This is a genomic window from Streptomyces sp. NPDC048417 (genome assembly GCF_040651615.1).
Taxonomy (GTDB): domain Bacteria; phylum Actinomycetota; class Actinomycetes; order Streptomycetales; family Streptomycetaceae; genus Streptomyces.
Genome location: NZ_JBEZKI010000020.1, coordinates 188,576 through 207,833 on the forward strand (window position 1 = coordinate 188,576; position 19,258 = coordinate 207,833).

Here is a 19,258-nt window from a genome sequence, read left to right on the forward strand (position 1 = left end):
CAGGATCCCCACCATCGAGCAGACCAACTGTAGTACCCACCGACCTCGGCGGTACCGCAGGCCCGAAATCGACCGGCCTTGCGCGTTCTTGACCGGCCGGGAGGAAATGCCTCGTCAGCGCAGCCCCAGCGCCCGGCGGTACGGCGGCCTGGGGCCGGCGTGGGCTGTGATGGTGGTGCATGGGGGGAGCGATGCGCAGGTGTGGGTCGGGGTGAGGAGTGTGTTGCGGGTGAAGTGGAGGTGCCGGGGGTCGCCGCAGTCGGGGGCGGGGGGCCAGGCGCCGGGGTAGGAGCGGCGGGGGAGCCAGGTGGGGACCTTGTCGTCCCAGTAGTTTTTCAGATAGCGGATGTTGCTGACCGGGCGGTTGCCCCAGTTCTCGCTGCAGCCGCCGATCGAGGCGACGTAGTCGTGGACGACGTTGTCGCGGACGGTGATGCGGTTGCTGGAGTCGTCGGTGTAGATGCCGACGTTCCAGACGCCGTGGGCGCTGTCGGTGACCGCGTTGCGGGCCACCAGGGCGCCGTCCGGGTAGGAGGGGCCCTGTTCGCCGCGCAGATAGATGCCGCCGCCGTCGGCCAGCAGGCGGTTCGTGGCGAAGACCCGGTTGCCGAGGATGCGGTTGCGGCGGGTCAGGCCGCGCAGGTCCTCGCTGGGGCCGGAGAGGATGCCGGTGTAGGGGACGTGGTCGACCTGGTTGTGGGCGATGAGGGTGTCCTGGGTGGCGCTGTTCCAGATGCCGGAGGCCGCGCGGTACTCGGCGCCGACGTGGTGGATCCAGTTGTCCGTGACACGGTTGCCCGTGTTCGTGCCCCGGGTCGCCGGGGGCAGGACGCCCAGGGCGATGCCGCCGTCGGAGATGTCCGTGAAGACGTTGCCGGTGACCGTGTTGTGCGAGCTGTCGGCGGCGAAGTCGACGCCCTGGGCGCCCAGATGGGTGAAGTGGTTTCCGGTGAGGGTGATGTGCTCGGCGTGCCGGAAGGCGACGTTGCCGGGCACGGTGAGGGCTGTGATGTCACCACCCTTGCCGGGGCGCATGTACATGCTCCAGGCGGCGGCGAAACCGGCCGGCTCGTTCGGCGCCAGCCAGGTGGCGTGGGCGAAGGCCAGACCGCGCAGGGTGAGGTCGTGCACGGGGTGGGCGGCCGAGCTGCCCGTCCCGCTGAGCAGGGTCTGGAGGGTGGGGGCCGTGACCACGGTTCGGGTCACGTCCTCGCCCGGGCGGGGGCGGTAGAGGATGGTGTGGTGGGCGGGGCTGGAGCGGTCCAGGTACCAACTTCCCTTCCTGCCGAGGAAGTTCGGGGCGTTCTCCACGTCATGCGTCTGTGTGAGGGCGTCCGCTCCGTACAGGGCCCGGGCCATCCTCCAGCACGGCTGGTCCATGGTGATCGTGGTCTGGCCGGCGGCGTTCGCGGAGACCGCGGCCACACCGCACCGGCCCTCCACGTAGTCGTATCGGTAGACGACTTCGAGGTCGGCGGGGTGACGCCAGGTGAGCGGGGTCCTGCCGGTGGTGGTGTAGCCGGTGGCCGTGAGTTTCAGCTTTCCGGGCAGGGGCGCGCCCCGGGCCGCGCGCGGCGCCCGGCGGTCGTCGACATAGAGCTGACGGGTCTCCAGGGCTCCGACGTCGGCCCGCCAGACGCCGGGCTGTCCGGGGGCCGGGCGCCAGCCGGTGACCGGGCGGCCGCCGCTGAGAGTGACCGGCTCCTGGTGCGCGGTGCCGTAGCCGTACGCCTGGTAGACGACCCGGTGGCCGTGCCGGCCCGAGTCGGCCGGGGTCAGGCGCAGGGGGACGGTCAAGCGGTAGGTGCCGCCGCGCAGGTTGACCGTGATGTCCGAGGTCATGCGCGGGGCCATGGCCCGTACCGCCTGCTGGGCGCGGGCCGGTGTGGCGAAGGGGTGGTCGAGTGTGCCGGGCCCCTGGTCGTCACCCCAGGGGGCCACGTAGAGCTGGGTGGTGGGTGGGTGATGCGGGGCCGGTGCGCCGGCCGTCGATGCCAGTACGCCCGCCAGGGCCAGGGCGGCGACCGCGCTCCCCCGTGCTGTCCTCACGTGATGCCTCCCGCTCGTCGGATGGGTCCATCGTGGAGCGGGCGTGGTCGCCGGGGCGTCGGCCGATCGTCCATGCCTGGGTCTCTTTGGTCGCTGCTCGGGCGACCGGAGGAGGAGTCACCGGCGCTACCGCCGCCGATGACCGGTCACCCGCGGCGCCGGCCGCCGGGTCCTGGCGCGGGCCTCGCCCTGGGCCGGCGCGCTCTCAGCCCCGGTTCGCCGACGCCTTCTTGATCGCCTCCCTGATCCTGGAGTAGGTGCCGCAGCGGCAGACGTTCTCGATGCCGTCGATGTCGGCGTCCGTCGGGTGCGGGGTGCGTTTCAGGAGCGCGGCGGCCGCCATGATCTGGCCGGGCTGGCAGAAGCCGCACTGGGCCACGTCGCAGTCCAGCCAGGCCTGTTGGACGGGGTGCAGGGTGTCGCCGTCGGCGAGGCCCTCGATGGTGGTGACCTTGCGGCCCGCGCAGTCGGCGACCGGGACCGTGCACGGCTGGATCTCCTCGCCGTCGAGGTGACTGGTGCAGGCGCGGCAGACGCCCACCCCGCAGCCGTACTTGGGGCCGGTGACGCCGAGCAGGTCGCGCAGCACCCAGAGCAGGGACATGTCGGCGGGTGCCTCGACGGTGACCGGTTCGCCGTTGAGGACGAAGGAGTACGAACGCATCGGTGCCTTCTGGGAGTCGGGAGGCGGTGGGTCAGAAGTCGAGGGGGAAGCTGCGGGGTTTGGTGCCGGTGGCACGGGCGTAGGCGTTGGCGACCGCGCCGGCCGCCGCGGGGACGCCGAGTTCACCGGCGCCGCCCGGTTCCCCGCCCGAAGGGAGGATGTGTGCCTCGAAGACGAGGGGGGCGTGCCGCTGGCGGGCGTAGTGGAAGTCGGCGAAGCTGCCCTCGCGGACCGCGCCCCGGTCGATGTGCAGCCCGGCCCGCAGCACCGTGGAGATGCCGTCGACGGCAGTGCCCATCAGCTGTGCCTCCAGGCCGCGCGGGTTGACGGCCGTACCGACGTCGGCGGCCATCACCACCTTGGTGACCCGGGGGTTCTTCGGGTCGGTGGCGTCGATCTCGGCCAGGCAGGCGACGGCGGATCCGTACTCCTCGTGGACGGCGACCCCCTGGGCGGTGCCCGCGGGCATCGCACGGCCCCAGTGGCCGGCGGCCGCCGCCTTGGCGAGCACGGCCCGCACCGCCTTGCTCCGCAGGGTGCTGCGGCGGAAGGCGACCGGGTCCCGGCCCAGCGCGCGGGCGATGTCGTCGACGACGATCTCCTCGGCCGTGCGCATCGTCCCGGAGTCCACCGAGCGCCAGGCGCCCAGCGGCATCGGCAGCTCGATGCCGCCCGAATCGCCGCCCACGCGGCCGAAGTTGTACAGTCCGCTGTCGCTGGGCAGCGGCCGTGACCCGGCGGCCTGTGCGGTCAGGCCGCTCTCGTCGGAGGATTCCCCCACCGAGGCCGTCAGGTGCTGGAAGGCCACCACCCGGCCGCCGGCGACACTGGCCCGGATCCGGTGGTGGCTCGCGGGGCGCATCCTGCCGTGCCGGGTGTCGTCGTTGCGGCTCCACATCAGCTTCACGGGCCTGCGGGCCGCCTTCGAGATGAGCGCGGCCTCGATCGCCGCGTCGAAGTTGAGCCGGCGCCCGAACGATCCGCCGCCGCGCACCACATGGACCCGTACGGCAGCCGTCGCCAACCCCAGCAGGTCGGCGATGGTCTCCCGGGCGTCCGTCGGCGTCTGCGAGGAGAACCACAGCTCGGCCCGGTCGGAGCGGACGTCGGCGACCGCGGTGAGCACCTCCATCGGGGCGTGGCTGACGAAGGCGAACGCGAACTCGCCCTCGATCTGCGCCGATCCGCGCGGCGGAGTGCCGGGCCGGGGCACCGCGGCCCGCAGCCGGGCACGGATGTCCTTGTCCGACAGGGGCGCGAGCGGGCCGGCGGCCCAGGTGATCCGCAGTGCGTCCCGGCCCTGGAAGGCGTGGTGGAAGGTGTCCGCCACCACGGCGACGCCGCCGGGAATCCGCACCACCGCGTGGACGCCGGGCAGGGCGCGGGCCGCGGTGTCGTCCAGGGAGAGCAGCTTGCCGCGCAGGGTCGGCGGCCGGGCCACCACGGTCGGTTTCGCCCCGGCGACCGACAGGTCCCCCGCGTACTTCGCGGCACCGGTGACGATGTCCCGGGCGTCGATCCTGGTCGTCGGCTTCCCGATCACCCGGTGCCGGGAGGCCGGCTTGGGCTTGCTGGACACGTCCGGGACGCGGATCCGGGCGGCGCTCGCGGTGAGGGAGCCGAAGGTGGCCGTCCGGCCGTCCGGGGCGACGACCAGGGTGTTCCAGGTGCGCAGGGCGTGCGCGGGAAGCCGCCAGCGGCGGGCGGCCGCGGTCACCAGCCGGGCGCGCGCGGTGGCGGCCAGCCGCCGGGCCGGGTCGTACAGCGAGCTGACCGAACTGGAGCCGCCGGTGTACTGGTTGCCCCTGGCGCGCGCGTCCGCGAGCGGGATCCGCACGTCGGCGAGGCGGGCGTCCAGTTCCTCGGCGATCATCATCGCGACGGCGGTGGTGATGCCCTGGCCGACCTCGACCCGGGGCAGCCGTACGACGACCTGGTTGGCCGCGGTGACCTCCAGGACGAGCATCTCCTCGTCGGTGCCGGTCACCACGACATCGGAGGCCGGGGTGGCGCCGTCGGCCTGTGAGGTGTCGCAGCCGAGTGGGGCGGCGACCGTGAGGGTTCCCGCGGCCACCGTGTAGACCATGAATCTTCGGCGGGACGGTCCGGCGGCGGTCCGCACGGGCTCGTTGCGGTCCAAGCGGGGGCTCCTGTCGGTCGGTGCCTGTGTCGACGCTGTGTCTCGACAGCTAGGAGGGGTGGGCGTCCGTAACGGTTGCCTGTCGCGCCCGGCTCTCCTCGCCGTACCGCCGGATGGCGCATCATGGCGGTATGAAGGAGCTGGCGGGGCGGCTGGCCGCGGTGGACCCGGATGCCGGGGCCGCCGTCGCGGTGATCGCCTACTTCGACCGGCTGGCCGAGACCCGGGCCGGCCTGGAGGCGCTGGTGCGCGGGGCCGCCGTGCTCGCCGGCTGTCCGGCGCGGCTGGTCGACGAGGAACGGCGGGTCCGGCTGCGGGTGGAGCCGGACGGACGGCGCAAGGACAGCACCGGCGCCCCCGATCCCGGCTGGCCGTGCGCGCCGCTGATGCCGGGCGGGCCGTCGGCGCTCTGGCTGGAGCGGGCAGGCTCCGAGGGGCCGAGCGTCGTCGACGCGGTGATCCTGGAGCGGGCCTCGGCGGCCGCACGGTCCGTGCTCGACCGTACCCGGGGCCGGGCGCCGGCGTCGCCGGTGGACGATCCGGCGCTGGTCGAGACGGTCCTGGACGGCGGCGCCCCGCTGTCGGCCCGACTGCACGCGGCGCGGCGGCTCGGCCTGGACACCGCCGACCCGTCCGTGGGGGTCCGTGCGGTGGCGGCGGCCGGCGGTCCGCCGCGGATCGTGGCGGACGGGCAACCGGTCCCGGCGGCGGGGCGCGCGGGCGTGGGCCCGGCGGTGGCCGTGCCGGATCTCCCCCGCTCCTGGGCGGCGGCCCGCACCGCGCTGCGGTTCGCCTCAGACGGCCCTGCGCGGCAGCCGGGGCCGTCCGTCGTGCACGCCGACGAGCTGGGCGGTGTCGCGCTGCTCGCCGATCTCGTCGTACCCGGCGCCGAACCCGCGCCGGACGTCCGGGCCGTGGAGGCCGCGGCAGCGGACGCGCCCTGGATGCTGCGCACGCTGCACGCGGTCGCGTCGACGGCCAGCCTGCGGGCGGCGGCCGCCGAGGTCAGCGTCCACCACTCCACGCTCCAGGACCGATTGACGCACGCGGAGCATCTGCTGGGCTGGTCGGTGCGCACCCCGCAGGGCCGGTTCCGGCTGCAACTGGCCCTCACCATGCGACAGCTGATGAGGAATCAGTAGACGTCCCGGACGTAACGCCGGTCCGTGGCCAGCTGTTTGACGTACGCGGCCGCCTCGTCCTCGGTCAGTCCGCCGTGCACGGTGGCGATGTCCTTCAGGGCGCGGTCGACGTCCTTGGCCATCCGGGAGGCGTCGCCGCAGACGTAGAAGTGGGCGCCGTCCTGGAGCCAGGACCACAGCAGCGGGCCGTGTTCGCGCATCCGGTCCTGGACGTAGACCTTGGCCCGCTGGTCACGGGAGAAGGCGGTGTCGAGGCGGCTCAGGGTGCCCTCGGCGAGCAGGGCGGTGAGTTCCTGCTCGTAGTAGAAGTCGGTCGCCCGGTGCTGCTCGCCGAAGAACAGCCAGTTCGGGGCGCGGTGGCCACGGGCGCGGCGCTCCTGGAGGAAGCCGACGAACGGCGCCACACCGGTGCCGGGGCCGACCATCACCATGGGCGTCGCCGGGTCGGCGGGCGGCCGGAAGTGCGGGGAGCGCTGGACGTGCACCGGGACCGGCGTGCCGGGCTCGGCGTCGGCGAGGAACGGCGAGCAGACGCCCTGCCGGGGCCTGCCGTGCAGGTTCTCGTAGCGGACGACGGAGACGGTGGTCGAGACCAGGTGGGGGTCGGTGAGCGGGCTGGACGAGATGGAGTACAGGCGCGGTTGCAGCCTGCCGAGGACACCCGCCCACTCCCTGGCATCGGCGCGGATCCCGAACTCGGCGACGACGTCGACGGCTTGCCGCCCCCAGGACCACTTGGCCAGCTCGTCCTTGTTGTCGGGGCGCAGCAGTTTGCGCAGCTCGCGCGGGTCCCGGATGCGTTCGGTGGCGAAGCGGAGCAGGTCCGGGGTGATCCGGGTGATGTCGAGGTGCCGCAACAGGGCCTCGGAGAGCGGGACTTCACCGACTCCGTCGACGCTCACGCCGGTCGCGCCGTCGAGGCCGGTGACGGTCAGCCACTCCGCCACCAGATCAGGGGAGTTGAGAGGGCGGACCGCGAGCGCGTCGCCCGCCTCGTAGACCAGCGGGGTCTCGCTGTCGCGGGTGTCGAAGGTGAAACGACGGACCTCCTTGCCGGCGCCGGGCAGGCTGAGCAGCTGGTTGCCGACGAGCCGGGCGGTGGTGGGTGCGGGGCGCCGGGAGGACCGGGCGGGTGCCGGGGCGGAGGCGGGGGCGGCCTCGGCAGCCCCGTTCTTGAGGGCCGCCAGCACCTGGTCCAGCCAGGACTCCGCCTGTGTCTCGTAGTCGGGTTCACAGTCGGTGCGCGGGGCGAGCCGGACCGCGCCGAGTTCGTCCATACGACGGTCCAGGCGCCGTCCGTGCCCGCAGAAGTCGTCGTAGGAGGAGTCACCGAAGGCCAGGACGGCGTACCGGCGCCCGGCCAGGCGCCCGGCGTCGAGGGCGGCGAGGCCGTCCCAGAAGCCGGCGCCGTTGTCGGGGGCGTCACCGTCGCCGAAGGTGCTGGTGATCAGCAGCAGGTCGGCGCCCGTGGGCAGGGCGGCCGGGTCGGCCTCGTCCATGGCGACCAGGGAGGCCGGGTGGCCGCCCGCGGTGAGGCGCTCGGCGGTGGCGGCGGCGAAGTCCTCGGCGTTGCCGGTCTGCGAGGCCCACAGGATCACCACCTGACGGGTGGCCGGCGCCGCCTGGGGGGCCACCGGCGCCGGTGCACGGGAGTACATGCCGGCGAGGGTGCCGTTGACCCAGCGCGCGTGCTCGGGGCTGAAGGGGGCGTCCGGGGGCAGGACGGGGACGCCGGGCGCACCGGCCGGGATGCCGGCGAGGAAGCCGACCAGGTACTGCCGTTCGAATTCGGTGAGGACCGGCGGCGGGGCGGGGTCGAGTCCGAAGACGGAGGCGGCAGCGGTGGAGGCGGCGGGCAGCAGCACGGCCGGCGTCTCCTCGATACCCGGCACCTGCACGCTCACCGGTGTGGAGACCTTGGCCAGCGACACCGCGCACACCTTCAGCTCGGGCTGGAAGGACAGGGGATCGACCGCGTCGCTGGTCACGGCGTTGACGCTGAGGTACTCGCCGAACAGGTCGTTCCAGTGGAAGGGCGCGAAGCAGGAGCCGGGCAGCACCCGGTCGGTGACGACGGCCGGCAGCACGGCCCGGCCGCGCCGTGAGGCGACCTCCACGGAGTCGTCGTCGGCGATGCCGAGCGCGGCCGCGTCCTCGGGGTGGACCTCGACGAACGGGCCGGGGTTGAGTTTGTTGAGCTTGGCGACCTTCGCGGTCTTGGTGAGGGTGTGCCACTGGTGCTGGAGGCGGCCGGTGTTCAGCACGAACGGGTAGTCGTCATCCGGCATCTCGGCGGGGTCCAGGTGCGGGCGGGCGTGGAACACGGCGCGGCCGGAGGCGGTGGCGAAGGTGAGGGTGCCGTCGGGGTTGACGTACCGGATCGGGTTGCGGTCGGGTCCCTCGGCGGTGGCCGCGGGCCACTGCACCGGAGTGGCCCGCAGCCGGCCGTAGCTGACTCCGCGCAGGTCGTAGCCGGTCCCCGGGTTGTGGAAGCGTTTGATCTCCTCGAAGATCTGCTCCGCGCTGTCGTAGGAGAAGCCGTCCTCGAAGCCCATCGCGCGGGCGACGGCGGCGATCAGCCGCCAGTCGGCGGTTGCCTCGCCGGGCGGGTCGGCGGCGGGGCGGGCGAGGGTGAGGTTGCGCTCGCTGTTGATGAGGACGCCCTCGGACTCGGTCCACAGGGCGGCGGGCAGGACGATGTCGGCGTAGGCGTTGGTCTCGGTGTCGGTGAAGACGTCCTGGGTGACGACGAGCTCGGCGGCCTCCAGGCCCTCGATGACGGTCCGCCGGTTGCCGACGGAGGCGACCGGGTTGGTGCAGATGATCCAGCAGGCCTTGATCTCGCCGTCGGCCATCTTCCGGAACATCTCGACGGTGCCCTTGCCCACCCCGTCGGCGCGGATCGTGCCGGGCTCCAGCCCCCACACCTCCTCGGCGAAAGTCCGGTCGGCGTCGACCAGGACCGACCGCTGGCCGGGCAGGCCCGGTCCCATGTACCCCATCTCCCGCCCGCCCATGGCGTTGGGCTGGCCGGTGAGGGAGAAGGGGCCGCTGCCGGGGCGGCAGATCCTGCCGGTGGCGAGGTGCAGGTTGACCAGGGCGTTGGTGTTCCAGGTGCCGTGGGTGGACTGGTTGAGGCCCATGGTCCAGCAGCTGGTCCACTCCCCCGCCTCGCCGATCAGCCGGGCGGCCGTGCGCAGGTCGGCCTCGGGGATGCCGGTGATCGCGGCGACGGCGGCGGGCGGGTAGTCGGCGAGGAGCTCCGGCATCGCCTCCCAGCCCTCGGTGTACGCGGCGATGAACTCGGGATCGGTCTGCCCGTTCTCGTACAGGAGGTGGAGCAGGCCGTTGAGCAGGGCGAGGTCGGTGCCCGGTTTCACCTGGAGGAAGAGGTCGGCCTTCGCGGCCGTGGCGGTGCGGCGCGGGTCGACGACGATCAGTTTCGCGCCCGCCTTCACCCGGTCCATCAGACGCAGGAAGAGGATGGGGTGGCAGTCGGCCATGTTGGCGCCGATGACCAGGAAGACGTCGGCCTTGTCGAGGTCCTCGTACGAGCCGGGCGGGCCGTCGGCGCCGAGGGACAGCTTGTAGCCGGTGCCGGCGCCGGCCATGCACAGCCGCGAGTTGGACTCGATGTTGTTGGTGCGCAGAAAACCCTTGGTGAGCTTGTTCGCCAGGTACTGGGCCTCCAGGCTCATCTGGCCGGAGACATAGAGGGCGACCGCGTCCGGTCCGTGCTCGTCGACGATCGCGCGCAGCCGTCGCGCGGTCTCGGCGACCGCGGTGTCCACGGCCGTGGGGACGGCCTCCTCGCCCCGTGCGGGCCGCAGCAGGGCGGTGGTCAGCCGGCCGGGCGCGGCCAGCATGTCGGCGGTGGTGGCGCCCTTGGTGCACAGCCGCCCGAAGTTCGCCGGGTGCTGCTTGTCGCCGGAGGCCTTCAGCACGGTACGGCGGCCGTCAGGGCCGCTGCCGATGTCCAGGACCATGCCGCAGCCGACCCCGCAGTACGAGCAGACAGTCCGCACCCTGCCGGTGTCGGTGCTGCGCGAGTCCGGCGCGGCCACGGGCACCCCCTGTTCCTGCTGGTCAGCCTCTGCTCTCCGGCCCCGACCGTATGCACGGCTGATTACGCCGGCGTCACCGCTCCTGATCAACGGGGGTTAAGGCCCCCGCACAGACCGGCACCCGGCGATGTGAGCGGGCTGGTACCGGCTGCCCCGGGATGCGCGGTACCGGGACCTGGTGGAGGATGAGGGCGGCCGTGGGCGGGGGCAGGCGAGGAGGACCGGGTGGACAGGGACACCTCCTCGCGACGACCGGCCTCCGCGGGCGTGCCGCCCGTCGACATCGGCTACATCGATCTGCTGCGCGGCATCGTCGAGGACTCGGCCGTCGGTTTCGCGGTCCTCGACACCGATCTGCGCTATCTGTACGTCAACCCGCACATGGCCCGGATGACCGGCCTGCCCGCCGCCGCGTACCTCGGGCACACCCTGCACGAGGTGCTGCCGCACATCCAGCGGTCGGAGCAGCTGCTGCGGGACATCCTGCACGACGGACGGCCCCGGGAGACCATCGTCACCGGGCGGACCTGGGTGGACTCGCCGTACCAGGTGCGGGAGTGGCGGTGTGTGTACCACCGGCTGGTGGGCAGCACGGGCAAGGTGGTGGGCGTCGCCGGGGTGGGACTGGAGATCAGTGAGCCGCAGCAGTACGTGTACGAGCTGGAGCGTGCCCACCGGCGGCTCGCGCTGCTGGACGCGGCCGCGTCCCGGATCGGCACCGGCACCGATGTCGCCGGGACCTGCCGGGAGCTGGCGGAGTTCGTCGTACCGGAGCTGGCGGACGCGGCCGGGGTGGAGCTCAATCCGCCGGACACGGCGTCGGGGCGGCGTGCGCCTACCCGGCTCACCGCGTACGCGACCCGGCCGGGTCTGGTCACCGGTCTCGCGGCGCTGGACGCGCGCGGTGAGCTGGTCGGCTGGCCGCGCGGCATCGGAACCCGGCGGAACCTGGCGAAGGGCCGGGTCCTGCGGCGCAACGCGATCACCCCCGCACAGTGGCGGGCGCTGGTCCCCAGCTGGCCGCCGGCCCGCGCGTGTCTGACCGCCGGTGTGCACTCGGTGCTCCTGGCGCCCCTGGTCTCGGACGGCCGCTACCTGGGCAGCCTGCAGCTGGCCCGGGCCGGGGACTCCGGGCCGTTCTCGAGCGAGGACGCCACGGTGGCCCGCGAACTCGCCGCCCGCGCCGCGCGCGCCCTGGACCGGGCGGTCCGCTTCCAGCGTGAGCACACCATGGCCCTGGAGTTGCAGCGGGCGCTGCTGACCGAGCCGGGCCAGTTGCAGCAGCACGCCGGTGTGGAGACCACCGGGCGCTACCGGCCCGCCGACGACGGCTCGCTGATCGGCGGCGACTGGTACGACGTCCTGGCCCTGCCCGACGGCCGTACGATGCTGGTCATCGGGGATGTGATGGGCCACGGCGTGGACGCGGCGGTGGCCATGAGCCACTACCGTTCGACGCTGCGCGCCCTGGCCCTCGCGGGGCTCTCGCCGCGCCGGATCCTGGAGCACGCGGACCGGATGGTCGCCGACTCCGGTTTCGAGCGGGTGGCCACCTGTTTCCTCGCGCTCGGTGACGCGGACGTCGCCACGCTCACCTATGCCAGCGCCGGGCATCTGCCGCCGGTCTGGCTGTCCCCCGAGGGCGGGATCGAGCTGGTGCCGGTACCGGTCGGCCCGCCGCTGGGCAGCGGGCTCGGCCGGTACGAGCAGCGCGTCACCCCGGAACGCGGCGGTGTGCTGCTGCTGTACACCGACGGGCTGGTGGAGCGGCGCGGTGAGGACATCGACCGGGGCCTGGCCCGTCTGACGGGTCTGTCCCTGTCCCCCACCGACCGGCTGGACAAGATCGTCGACACCGTCCTCGACCGCCTCGCCGTCGGCTCCGAGGACGACATCGCGCTCCTCGCGGCCCGTGCCGTACGGCCGTGATCCGGTGGGTCAGTCGTAGGTCAGCACCATCCGGAAGCGCGCGGCCCCGTCCATCATCTTCTGGTAGGCCGTGCCCGCCTCCTCCAGCGGTACGGTCTCGATCGTCGGGCGGATCCCGTGCAGGGCGCTGAACTCCATGGTGTCCTGCACGTCCTGGGCGGTGCCGGACGGATGGCCGCGGACCTCCCGGGCGTTCGTGAGCAGTTGGAACGGGCTGATCCCGAGAGGCTCCGGGTCGATGCCGATCACCACCAGCTCACCCCGGGGTCCCAGACCGTCCACGGCCGCCGAGATCGCCTGGGAGTTGCCCGCGGTGGCGAGCACGGCCTTGGCCCCGCCGAGCGACTGGAGGGCCTCCGCCACGGGGGTCGAGGTCGTGGAGTCGACGTAATGATGGGCGCCGAGCTGTTTGGCGAAGTCGGCCTTCTCCGCGCCGCGGGCGATGGCCACCGTCTCGAAGCCCATGGCCACCGCGTACTTCACGCCGAGGTGGCCGAGTCCGCCGAGGCCGACGACGGCGACCAGGTCACCGGGCTCGGCCGGGCTGCGCCTGAGCCCGTTGAAGGTGGTCACGCCCGCGCAGCCCAGGGGCGCGGCGTCGGCCGAGGTCAGCCCTTCGGGGATGCGGGCCAGGGCGTCGACCGGCGCGATCACCTGCGCGCCGAAGCCGCCGTCGTAGGTCCAGCCGGGCGTCTTGCCGTTCTCGCAGACGATGAAGTCGCCCTGCCGGCAGGGCTTGCAGTGGCCGCAGCTGCCGCCGAACCAGCCGACACCCACCCGGTCGCCGACCCGCCAGCCCCAGTCCTCGATGCCCTCCCCGATCTCCTCGATCCGCCCGGCGATCTCGTGTCCGGGCACCACGGGGAACGTGATGCCCGGCAGGCCGGCGGTCACGAAGAAGCTGTCGCTGTGGCAGATTCCGCAGGCCTCGACGGCGATCCGCACGTGCCGGGGACCCGGCCGGGGCACCTCACGCTCGACGATCTCGAACGGTCCGCCCGCGGCGGTCACCTGCGCGACTCGGTAGGTACTCATACGTCTCTCCCGGAACGGGTCGACGGGAACACGGTCGAAGCCCCCTCCCCCAGGACACCAGCTCCGGGCCGATCGCGCGCGTCGAGCCCGGCAAGCGGCCTGCTGGGCGACGCCGAAGATGCCGCGAGCCCCGCTCTGCGCCTCGCCCGGGCGGTGTCCGGGCGTCCAGCCGGTCCCTGCGGCGGGCGACCAGGGCGACCCGGAAGCCCTCCCTGCCGAAGCGTGGGACGCCGGACACGCCCAGACCGGCGGCGGCGCCGGCGCCGCCGCTGTCGCTGTCGCTGTCGCCGCCGCTGTCGCTGTCGCCGCCGCTGTCGCTGTCGCCGCCGCTGTGGCTGTCGCCGCCGCTGTGGCTGTCGCCGCCGCTGTCGCTGGAGCAGGCGTACCGGTTGATGGAGCACCTCACCGGTACGCCCTGACCGCTCACAGCGGAGTGACGCGGCCCCTGTTCACGAAGTGATGCCGTTGTACTGGTCCCAGGTGTAGGCGAGGTCGGGCGAGGAGGGCTTGCCGGACCAGTTGAAGTAGTCCCAGACGAGTTCGGCGGGGTTGGTGGCGAGGTAGCCGCGGCCGGGCAGGTCGTTGGCGTCGTCCCAGGCCCAGGGCGGGTTGGCGGCGTCGGTGTCGCAGGCGCCGTTGGCCGGGCCGAGGACGCCGCCGGCGCCGCACTTGGCACCGTAGGGGTTGGAGCTGTCGTCGCCGGCGAAGTTGTCGGTGGTCGCGAACAGCGTGGTCAGGGTGCGGTTCGCCCACATGCCGTTCGAGGCGAAGACGTCGGTCAGCGTGTACTGCACGTCACGGTCGTTGGAGCCGGACGGCACCTCGGCGGCGGTGCCGGGGTAGTAGACGATGCCGTCGCCGCTCGCGTACTGGTCGCGCTCCTTGGACAGGTAGCCCTCGGCCCACGCGGCATGGGTGTTGGGCTGCTGGGTCGTGAACGGACGTCCATGGCCGTCGTCGTGCGGGTCGCCCTGGAGCTTCAGGGCGCCGTCGACGCTCTCCTGCCCGCTGGTGAAGTCGCTGCCCGCGGGCACCCAGGAGTAGAAGTTGCTGTGCGCGACGGTGATGGCGGCCTTCAACTGACCGTGCAGGGAACCGTCGTTGGCCACGACTACGAGGACGCCCTCGGCGTCGTTCTCGTGCTCGGTCAGGTCCTCCTGGTAGTTGTCGAGGACTCCGTCCGACCAGTCGCGCGGGTGGAAGTACGTGTACAGCAGGTACGAGAAGGACCGGGTCTGGACGACCGAGTAGTAGACATGCGCCGCGAGCGGGGACTGGCTGGTGTTCTCCCAGTTGTCGCGGCCGTTGAGGTCGCCGTCGTAGTCGTACGACGTGATGTAGTCGGACTTGCCGCCGAGCGCGGTCTCGCCGGTGGAGTCGACGTCCTGGAAGTTGACGGGGGCCCACCACTGGGCGAGGGCGGCGCGGTCGGCGGCGGAGTCGGCGCGGGCCGGGGTGGGGTGGGTGAGGGTGGCGCAGCAGACGGCGGCGAGGGCCGCCGTCAGGGCGAGGGATCTGCGTCGGGTCAGAGGCACACGAGAAAGGCGGGGGCGGCTGGTGGCCACGGTTCCTCCGGGAGCGGCGAAAGGAACCGGCACGTCGGTGAACTCGACGTGCCGGTAAGGGAGTTGATGCTGTGTTCCGGGTGGTGCGCGAGGTGCCGCGCGTACGATACAGCGGGGTACCGGCGCGCCGGCAGGGTCAGCAGGTGATCGCGCCCCTGCGCAGGGCGTGGCCGCTGTCGTTGCTGTCGTCGGACCAGTACACGGGCTTGGTGCCGCTGCTGCACGCGTCCGAGCCGGAGACCGCGGAGCCCTCGTTGTTGAGGTTGTCCATGCCGGACGGTCGGTTGTAGATCGCCGTGGTGGCGAGGACACCGGCCGTGTTGATCTTCAGGGTCCGGTGCTGGCCGTCACAGGTGTCGTCGCAGACCGCCCAGAGGCGGGCGGCCTGCGGCTCCCACTGGAGTTCCATCACGCCGGCCATGCCGCTGCTGAGGGAGGCGATGCGGGTGAAGGTGCCACCGTCCTTGAGGACATAGCCGTAGATCATGCCGGTGCCCTCGACGCCGACGAAGAACACCCCGCCGGAGTGCGAGCCGTAGTTCGCCGGGTTGTAGGCCGCGCCCGTGGAGGCGTCCTTGAACCCGGCGGCGGTCAGGGAGGCGTCCGGAACCCAGGTGATGGCCTCCAGGCCGAGGTTGGAGCCCACGGACGGCAGGTCCGAGGTCAGGTTCCACTCGGTGGCGGCGGTGAGCGTGGTGGCGGTGCCGCTCACGTCGTACTTCAGAACGGACAGGCGGCTGGTGCCGGACGAGTCCGCGTTGCGCTCACTCGCCACGTACACGCCCCCGGCGGCTCCGGAGCCGGTCAGCGTGACGCCCTCGTCGTCGGGCGTGCCGGATCCGCCGGGGAACTTGAGGGTCTTCCCGGAGGTCCAGCCGTTGCCGGTGTCTGCCTTCCAGGCGGTGGAGCCGTTCGGGACCAGCCGCCACAGCTTGCCGCTGTTCTGAGCCGCCCACATCACGCTCCCCTCCTGGTAGAGGCCGCTCAGGTCGGAGCCGAAGGCGTTCTTGGTGTCGGCGGTCGCCACCGAGCTGCCGCCCGGCCAGGCCGTCGCCGAAACGCCGCCGGAGCCACAGTCGTTGGCGGCACCCAGCGTCAGGTCGGCCGAGCCGAAGGCACCGGTGCCGTCGGGGCAGCGCGACCACGACGGGTCGGAGTGCTCGCTCCAGCCGAAGCTGTCCACGAGGGTGGTGCCGTCGGCGAGGTAGAGGCGCGCCTCGTCGTCGGAGCCCAGACCGAAGGCGTTGTGCACGTCGAAGGCCACGAAGCCGCCGGGGGCGAGCGTGGTCCCGGCGGCTATCGCGTACTTGGAGCTGTTGTCGTCGTCCTTGAGGATCCAGCCGGAGAGGTCCACCGTGGCGGTGCCCTTGTTGTACAGCTCCACCGAGTCGTTGACGTCCCCGGTGGTCACCACCTCGTTGATACGGATGTCGTCGGCCGCGGCCGCGTGGGCGGGGGACGCCGTCAGGGCACCGACGGCGAGCGTCGGGCCGGCGACGGCGACGAGCAGAACACGGAGGCTACGACGCCACCGGCGAACGCGTGATTCGGTCACGAAATCCGTCCTGGGGTTCCGTTGTGACAGGCCGCCAGGACCTTTCCGACCTGGCCCGAACGGCCGCCTTCGCCTGGGTGAGGCCGTCATGAACGGTGAGCGAACCACCAAGATCGCCCCGGGCGTCCGCGCCGACCGGCATGGCTCGACAGGGCCCACGGGGGAACCGGCAGCGCAGCCGACAGGCCGTACTCGACGGGCTCGGCTCCGCAAGCCGTGCGGCAAGCAGGACTTTTGCCGACCAATCATTCCCTTTAGGATAAGAAGCTCGACACGTGTTTCCCGAGGGCCGCGCAAGGAGGAACAGCGATCATGCCGCCGGCGTCCGAATCGGTCCAGGGCAAGGACGACACGGTCCCGACCGTCGCCGACGCCCCGATGAGCGAGGCCCTCTTCCGTGCCGCCCGGGTGCACCGGATCACGGCGGGCAACCTGCTGCGCGAGACCGGCCTGTACCCCGGGCAGGAACTGCTGATGATGCGGCTCTGGGAACAGGGCGAACAGCGCCAGGCCGACCTCGTCAAGACGCTGGGGCTCGATCCGTCCACCGTCACCAAGATGCTGCAACGCCTTGAGCAGTCCGGATTCGTCAGCCGCAGCCCCGCCCCCGACGACCGCCGGGCCGTCCTCGTGACCACCACCCGCGCCGGCCGGGCACTGCGTGACCGGGTGCTGCGGGCCTGGCGCGACCTGGAGGCGGTCACCGCCGCGGGGTTCACGGACGAGGAGTACCGGCAGGCGATGCGGGTCCTGACACATATCGAGGAGAACCTCACCGGCACGCACGCCGACACCGACGACTCCTCGTCCGCCGGCTGACGGCCGGCACCGGAGGCCTCACTCACCCGGGTGATGAGCCCCACGTCGATGGTCAAGACTGCGTCATCTCGTGTCAGCGGCTGAGCGGGCGGGAGTCCGTCGACGTACTGAGGGAGCAAGTAGAAGCGACTCCTGACGAAGGGTAACTCGTTGTTCCTGCGACGCATCGTCCTGGGCCTCGCCGTAGGGCTCGCCTCCCCCCTCCTGCTGGGGGCATGCAGCTCCTCGAACGGCACCGGCTCCGACAGCGCCGCCCCGGTGGCCCCGGCCGCGTCGGATCCCGGGGCCTCCGCAGCGCCGGCCACCTCGGCGGCGGCCGACGGCGGCAGCGCCGGGACCGGGCAAGCGGCCACGACCACCGGTGTGACGGCCGAGGCCCTGAACGGCATCGGCAGCGTGGTCGCCGACGACCAGGGGATGACCCTCTACCGCTACGACAAGGACCAGTCGGACCCCTCCAAGTGGACGTGCTCCGGTGCGTGCACGAAGACATGGGTGCCGGTCATCGTGGGCGACTCCGTACAGACGACGGGGGTTGAGAAGAGCCTCCTCGGCACGGTCCACCGGAACGGCCTGAAGCAACTCACCCTCGCCGGCTGGCCGCTCTACCGGTACAGCGGCGACACAGCGGCCGAACAGGCCAACGGCCAGGGCAAGGACGAGGAGTGGTACGCCGTCGCCCCGTCCGGGCAGAAGGCCGCCGAGACCGGCTGACGCCCGCGGCGGCCGCGCTGTTGGCCTCCCCAGCGGCCTCGCACAGTGGCCTCGCACAGCGGCCTCGCACAGGCGAGATGAGGAAGTCGCGGCTCCTCCGCTGAACCTCTGAGCCGGATGCCACGTACCAAGTCTCTGTGGCGGCACTGTGCCGCCCGGCGCACCGCCAGGGAAACAGGTCGGCGGCGAACGCGCTGCCAGGAGAAGGGGTTGAACCATTTCCGCGGACTTGGGCCGTCCGGCCAGCAGCACTCTCGACCTGGCCGCCCCAGCCCCAGCAGTACAGGCAGAGACGGCGAGCAGAGCACGCCCCCAGTCGCAGGTGGAGGGCCTGGACGGCCTCCGGGGCCTGGCGGCGTTGTACGTGGTGCTGTTCCACTGCTGGCTGTACACCTTCCCCGGCTACCCCGACAGTTCGGCGCCTCCGTGGCTGAAGGGGCTGATGTTCGGGCGCCTCGCCGTCGTCTTCTTCCTGGTGCTGTCCGGCTTCTCCCTGGCCATCTCCCCGGCCCGGCACGGCTGGCGGTCGGTCGGCGTCGCGCGGTTCCTGCGGCGGCGCGCCTGGCGGATCCTGCCCCCGTACTGGGCGGCGCTGGCCATGAGCGTGATCATCTCCCTGTTCGTGGTGCCGGCCTCGCACTTCGGACCGCCTACCGGCAAGTCCGTTCTGGTGTTCGGTCTCGTCGCCCAGGACATGATCACCGCGCCCACGCCGAACGGCGCGTTCTGGTCGATCGGCGTGGAGGCCGAGCTCTATCTCCTCTTCCCCCTTCTCCTTTTTGTCCGGCGGCGGTGGAACGCGGCGGTCCTGGCCGCGTGCGTGACACTTCCGGTGATCGCCCTCGGCCTGACAGCACCCGGCGCGACTCCGGTGGAGGGCGACAACTGGCTTGCCCCCCACCTCGCGCCCGTGTTCGTCGCGGGCGTGATCGGTGCGGGAGTCGTCGCCGCGCGGGACCGGATTCGGCGCCTGCCATGGGGATGGTTCGCCGCCCTGGCCGCCCTGCCCGTCCTGGCCGTCGGCGTCATCAAGGGTTCCGTGTGGACGGTGAACCACTATTTCTGGGTCGACCTCGCCATCGCTCCCGCCATGACGATGCTGCTCGCCGCGGTGGCCACCGGCAGGCCCGCCCTGCTTCTACGGCTCCTGACCACGCGACCGATCCGAAAGCTCGGTGACTTCTCCTACAGCCTCTATCTGATTCACTTGCCGATCGTCATGGTCGTGATTCGCCGCGTCGCCCCGCATTTCGTCTCTCCCGGCCTGCCGACGTTCTGGTTCACGCTGGCCCTGGCACTGCCGGTTTCGGTGCTCGGGGCTTGGCTGTTCTCGCAGATGTTCGAGATGCCCTTCAAGCGGAACAGGTCCTGGAAAACCCTGATCGCGCTGGGCCGTTCCCACCGGACCAGTGGGAGCACACAACTCGGGCAACGGCCCTGACCTGTTCGATATGGGCCGCCGCTGTCTCCGCCGCCGACGGGCTCGGCTCCCTCGCGGGGACGCACTCCTGGAAAGGGCCGGACCGGATCCGCGTGGCGATCGCGACGACGCGGACCACGCCGGGCCGGCCGCTCGGAGTCG

12 protein-coding genes are annotated in these 19,258 nt (G+C 72.4%); 5 read left to right on the forward strand and 7 right to left on the reverse strand.

Going from position 1 to position 19,258, the window contains the following annotated elements; all coding sequences use genetic code 11:
• Positions 1 to 114 precede the first annotated feature (114 nt).
• The 3 genes from AB0D59_RS30205 to AB0D59_RS30215 form a co-directional block, all read right to left on the reverse strand.
• Positions 115 to 2,049 (reverse strand): right-handed parallel beta-helix repeat-containing protein, encoded by a 1,935-nt coding sequence (locus AB0D59_RS30205; protein ID WP_362571942.1) that lies wholly within the window; start codon positions 2,047 to 2,049, stop codon positions 115 to 117.
• Between the two features lie 205 nt (positions 2,050 to 2,254).
• Positions 2,255 to 2,713 carry a (2Fe-2S)-binding protein gene (locus AB0D59_RS30210; RefSeq protein WP_362571945.1) on the reverse strand — a complete coding sequence of 153 codons (459 nt, stop codon included), beginning with the start codon at positions 2,711 to 2,713 and terminating at the stop codon, positions 2,255 to 2,257.
• 31 nt (positions 2,714 to 2,744) lie between these two features.
• A complete protein-coding gene (locus tag AB0D59_RS30215) occupies positions 2,745 to 4,799 on the reverse strand; it encodes a molybdopterin cofactor-binding domain-containing protein (protein WP_362572024.1) in 2,055 nt (684 codons plus the stop codon).
• A 185-nt stretch (positions 4,800 to 4,984) separates the two neighbouring features.
• Here AB0D59_RS30215 and AB0D59_RS30220 point away from each other — a divergent pair, with 185 nt between their 5' ends.
• On the forward strand, positions 4,985 to 5,995 hold the full coding sequence (locus AB0D59_RS30220; protein WP_362571948.1) for a helix-turn-helix domain-containing protein: 1,011 nt from the start codon (positions 4,985 to 4,987) through the stop codon (positions 5,993 to 5,995).
• Here the strand turns inward: AB0D59_RS30220 and AB0D59_RS30225 are convergent.
• Entirely contained in the window at positions 5,989 to 10,059 is a 4,071-nt protein-coding gene (locus tag AB0D59_RS30225) for a bifunctional nitrate reductase/sulfite reductase flavoprotein subunit alpha (protein WP_362572027.1), read from the reverse strand. The two genes, AB0D59_RS30220 and AB0D59_RS30225, sit on opposite strands and share 7 nt — an antisense overlap.
• A 225-nt stretch (positions 10,060 to 10,284) precedes the next feature.
• Here AB0D59_RS30225 and AB0D59_RS30230 point away from each other — a divergent pair, with 225 nt between their 5' ends.
• Entirely contained in the window at positions 10,285 to 11,988 is a 1,704-nt protein-coding gene (locus AB0D59_RS30230) for a SpoIIE family protein phosphatase (RefSeq protein ID WP_362571951.1), read from the forward strand.
• 9 nt (positions 11,989 to 11,997) lie between these two features.
• Here the strand turns inward: AB0D59_RS30230 and AB0D59_RS30235 are convergent, their stop codons facing one another.
• From AB0D59_RS30235 to AB0D59_RS30245, 3 genes are all read right to left on the reverse strand, one after another.
• Positions 11,998 to 13,023 carry an alcohol dehydrogenase gene (locus AB0D59_RS30235; RefSeq protein ID WP_362571953.1) on the reverse strand — a complete coding sequence of 342 codons (1,026 nt, stop codon included), beginning with the start codon at positions 13,021 to 13,023 and terminating at the stop codon, positions 11,998 to 12,000.
• 449 nt (positions 13,024 to 13,472) lie between these two features.
• The gene (locus AB0D59_RS30240; RefSeq protein WP_362571956.1) at positions 13,473 to 14,558 is read right to left on the reverse strand and encodes a hypothetical protein; all 1,086 of its coding nucleotides are present in this window, start codon (positions 14,556 to 14,558) and stop codon (positions 13,473 to 13,475) included.
• Positions 14,559 to 14,724: 166 nt separating this feature from the next.
• Complete coding sequence (locus tag AB0D59_RS30245; protein WP_362571959.1) at positions 14,725 to 16,143, reverse strand: lamin tail domain-containing protein; 1,419 nt, start codon at positions 16,141 to 16,143, stop codon at positions 14,725 to 14,727.
• A gap of 312 nt (positions 16,144 to 16,455) precedes the next feature.
• Here AB0D59_RS30245 and AB0D59_RS30250 point away from each other — a divergent pair, with 312 nt between their 5' ends.
• The 3 genes from AB0D59_RS30250 (at position 16,456) to AB0D59_RS30260 (ending at position 19,117) form a co-directional block, all read left to right on the forward strand.
• Positions 16,456 to 16,962 (forward strand): MarR family winged helix-turn-helix transcriptional regulator, encoded by a 507-nt coding sequence (locus AB0D59_RS30250; protein ID WP_362571962.1) that lies wholly within the window; start codon positions 16,456 to 16,458, stop codon positions 16,960 to 16,962.
• A 150-nt stretch (positions 16,963 to 17,112) separates the two neighbouring features.
• The gene (locus AB0D59_RS30255) at positions 17,113 to 17,676 is read left to right on the forward strand and encodes a hypothetical protein (protein ID WP_362571964.1); all 564 of its coding nucleotides are present in this window, start codon (positions 17,113 to 17,115) and stop codon (positions 17,674 to 17,676) included.
• Positions 17,677 to 17,905: 229 nt separating this feature from the next.
• The gene (locus AB0D59_RS30260) at positions 17,906 to 19,117 is read left to right on the forward strand and encodes an acyltransferase (protein WP_362571967.1); all 1,212 of its coding nucleotides are present in this window, start codon (positions 17,906 to 17,908) and stop codon (positions 19,115 to 19,117) included.
• Positions 19,118 to 19,258 lie beyond the last annotated feature (141 nt).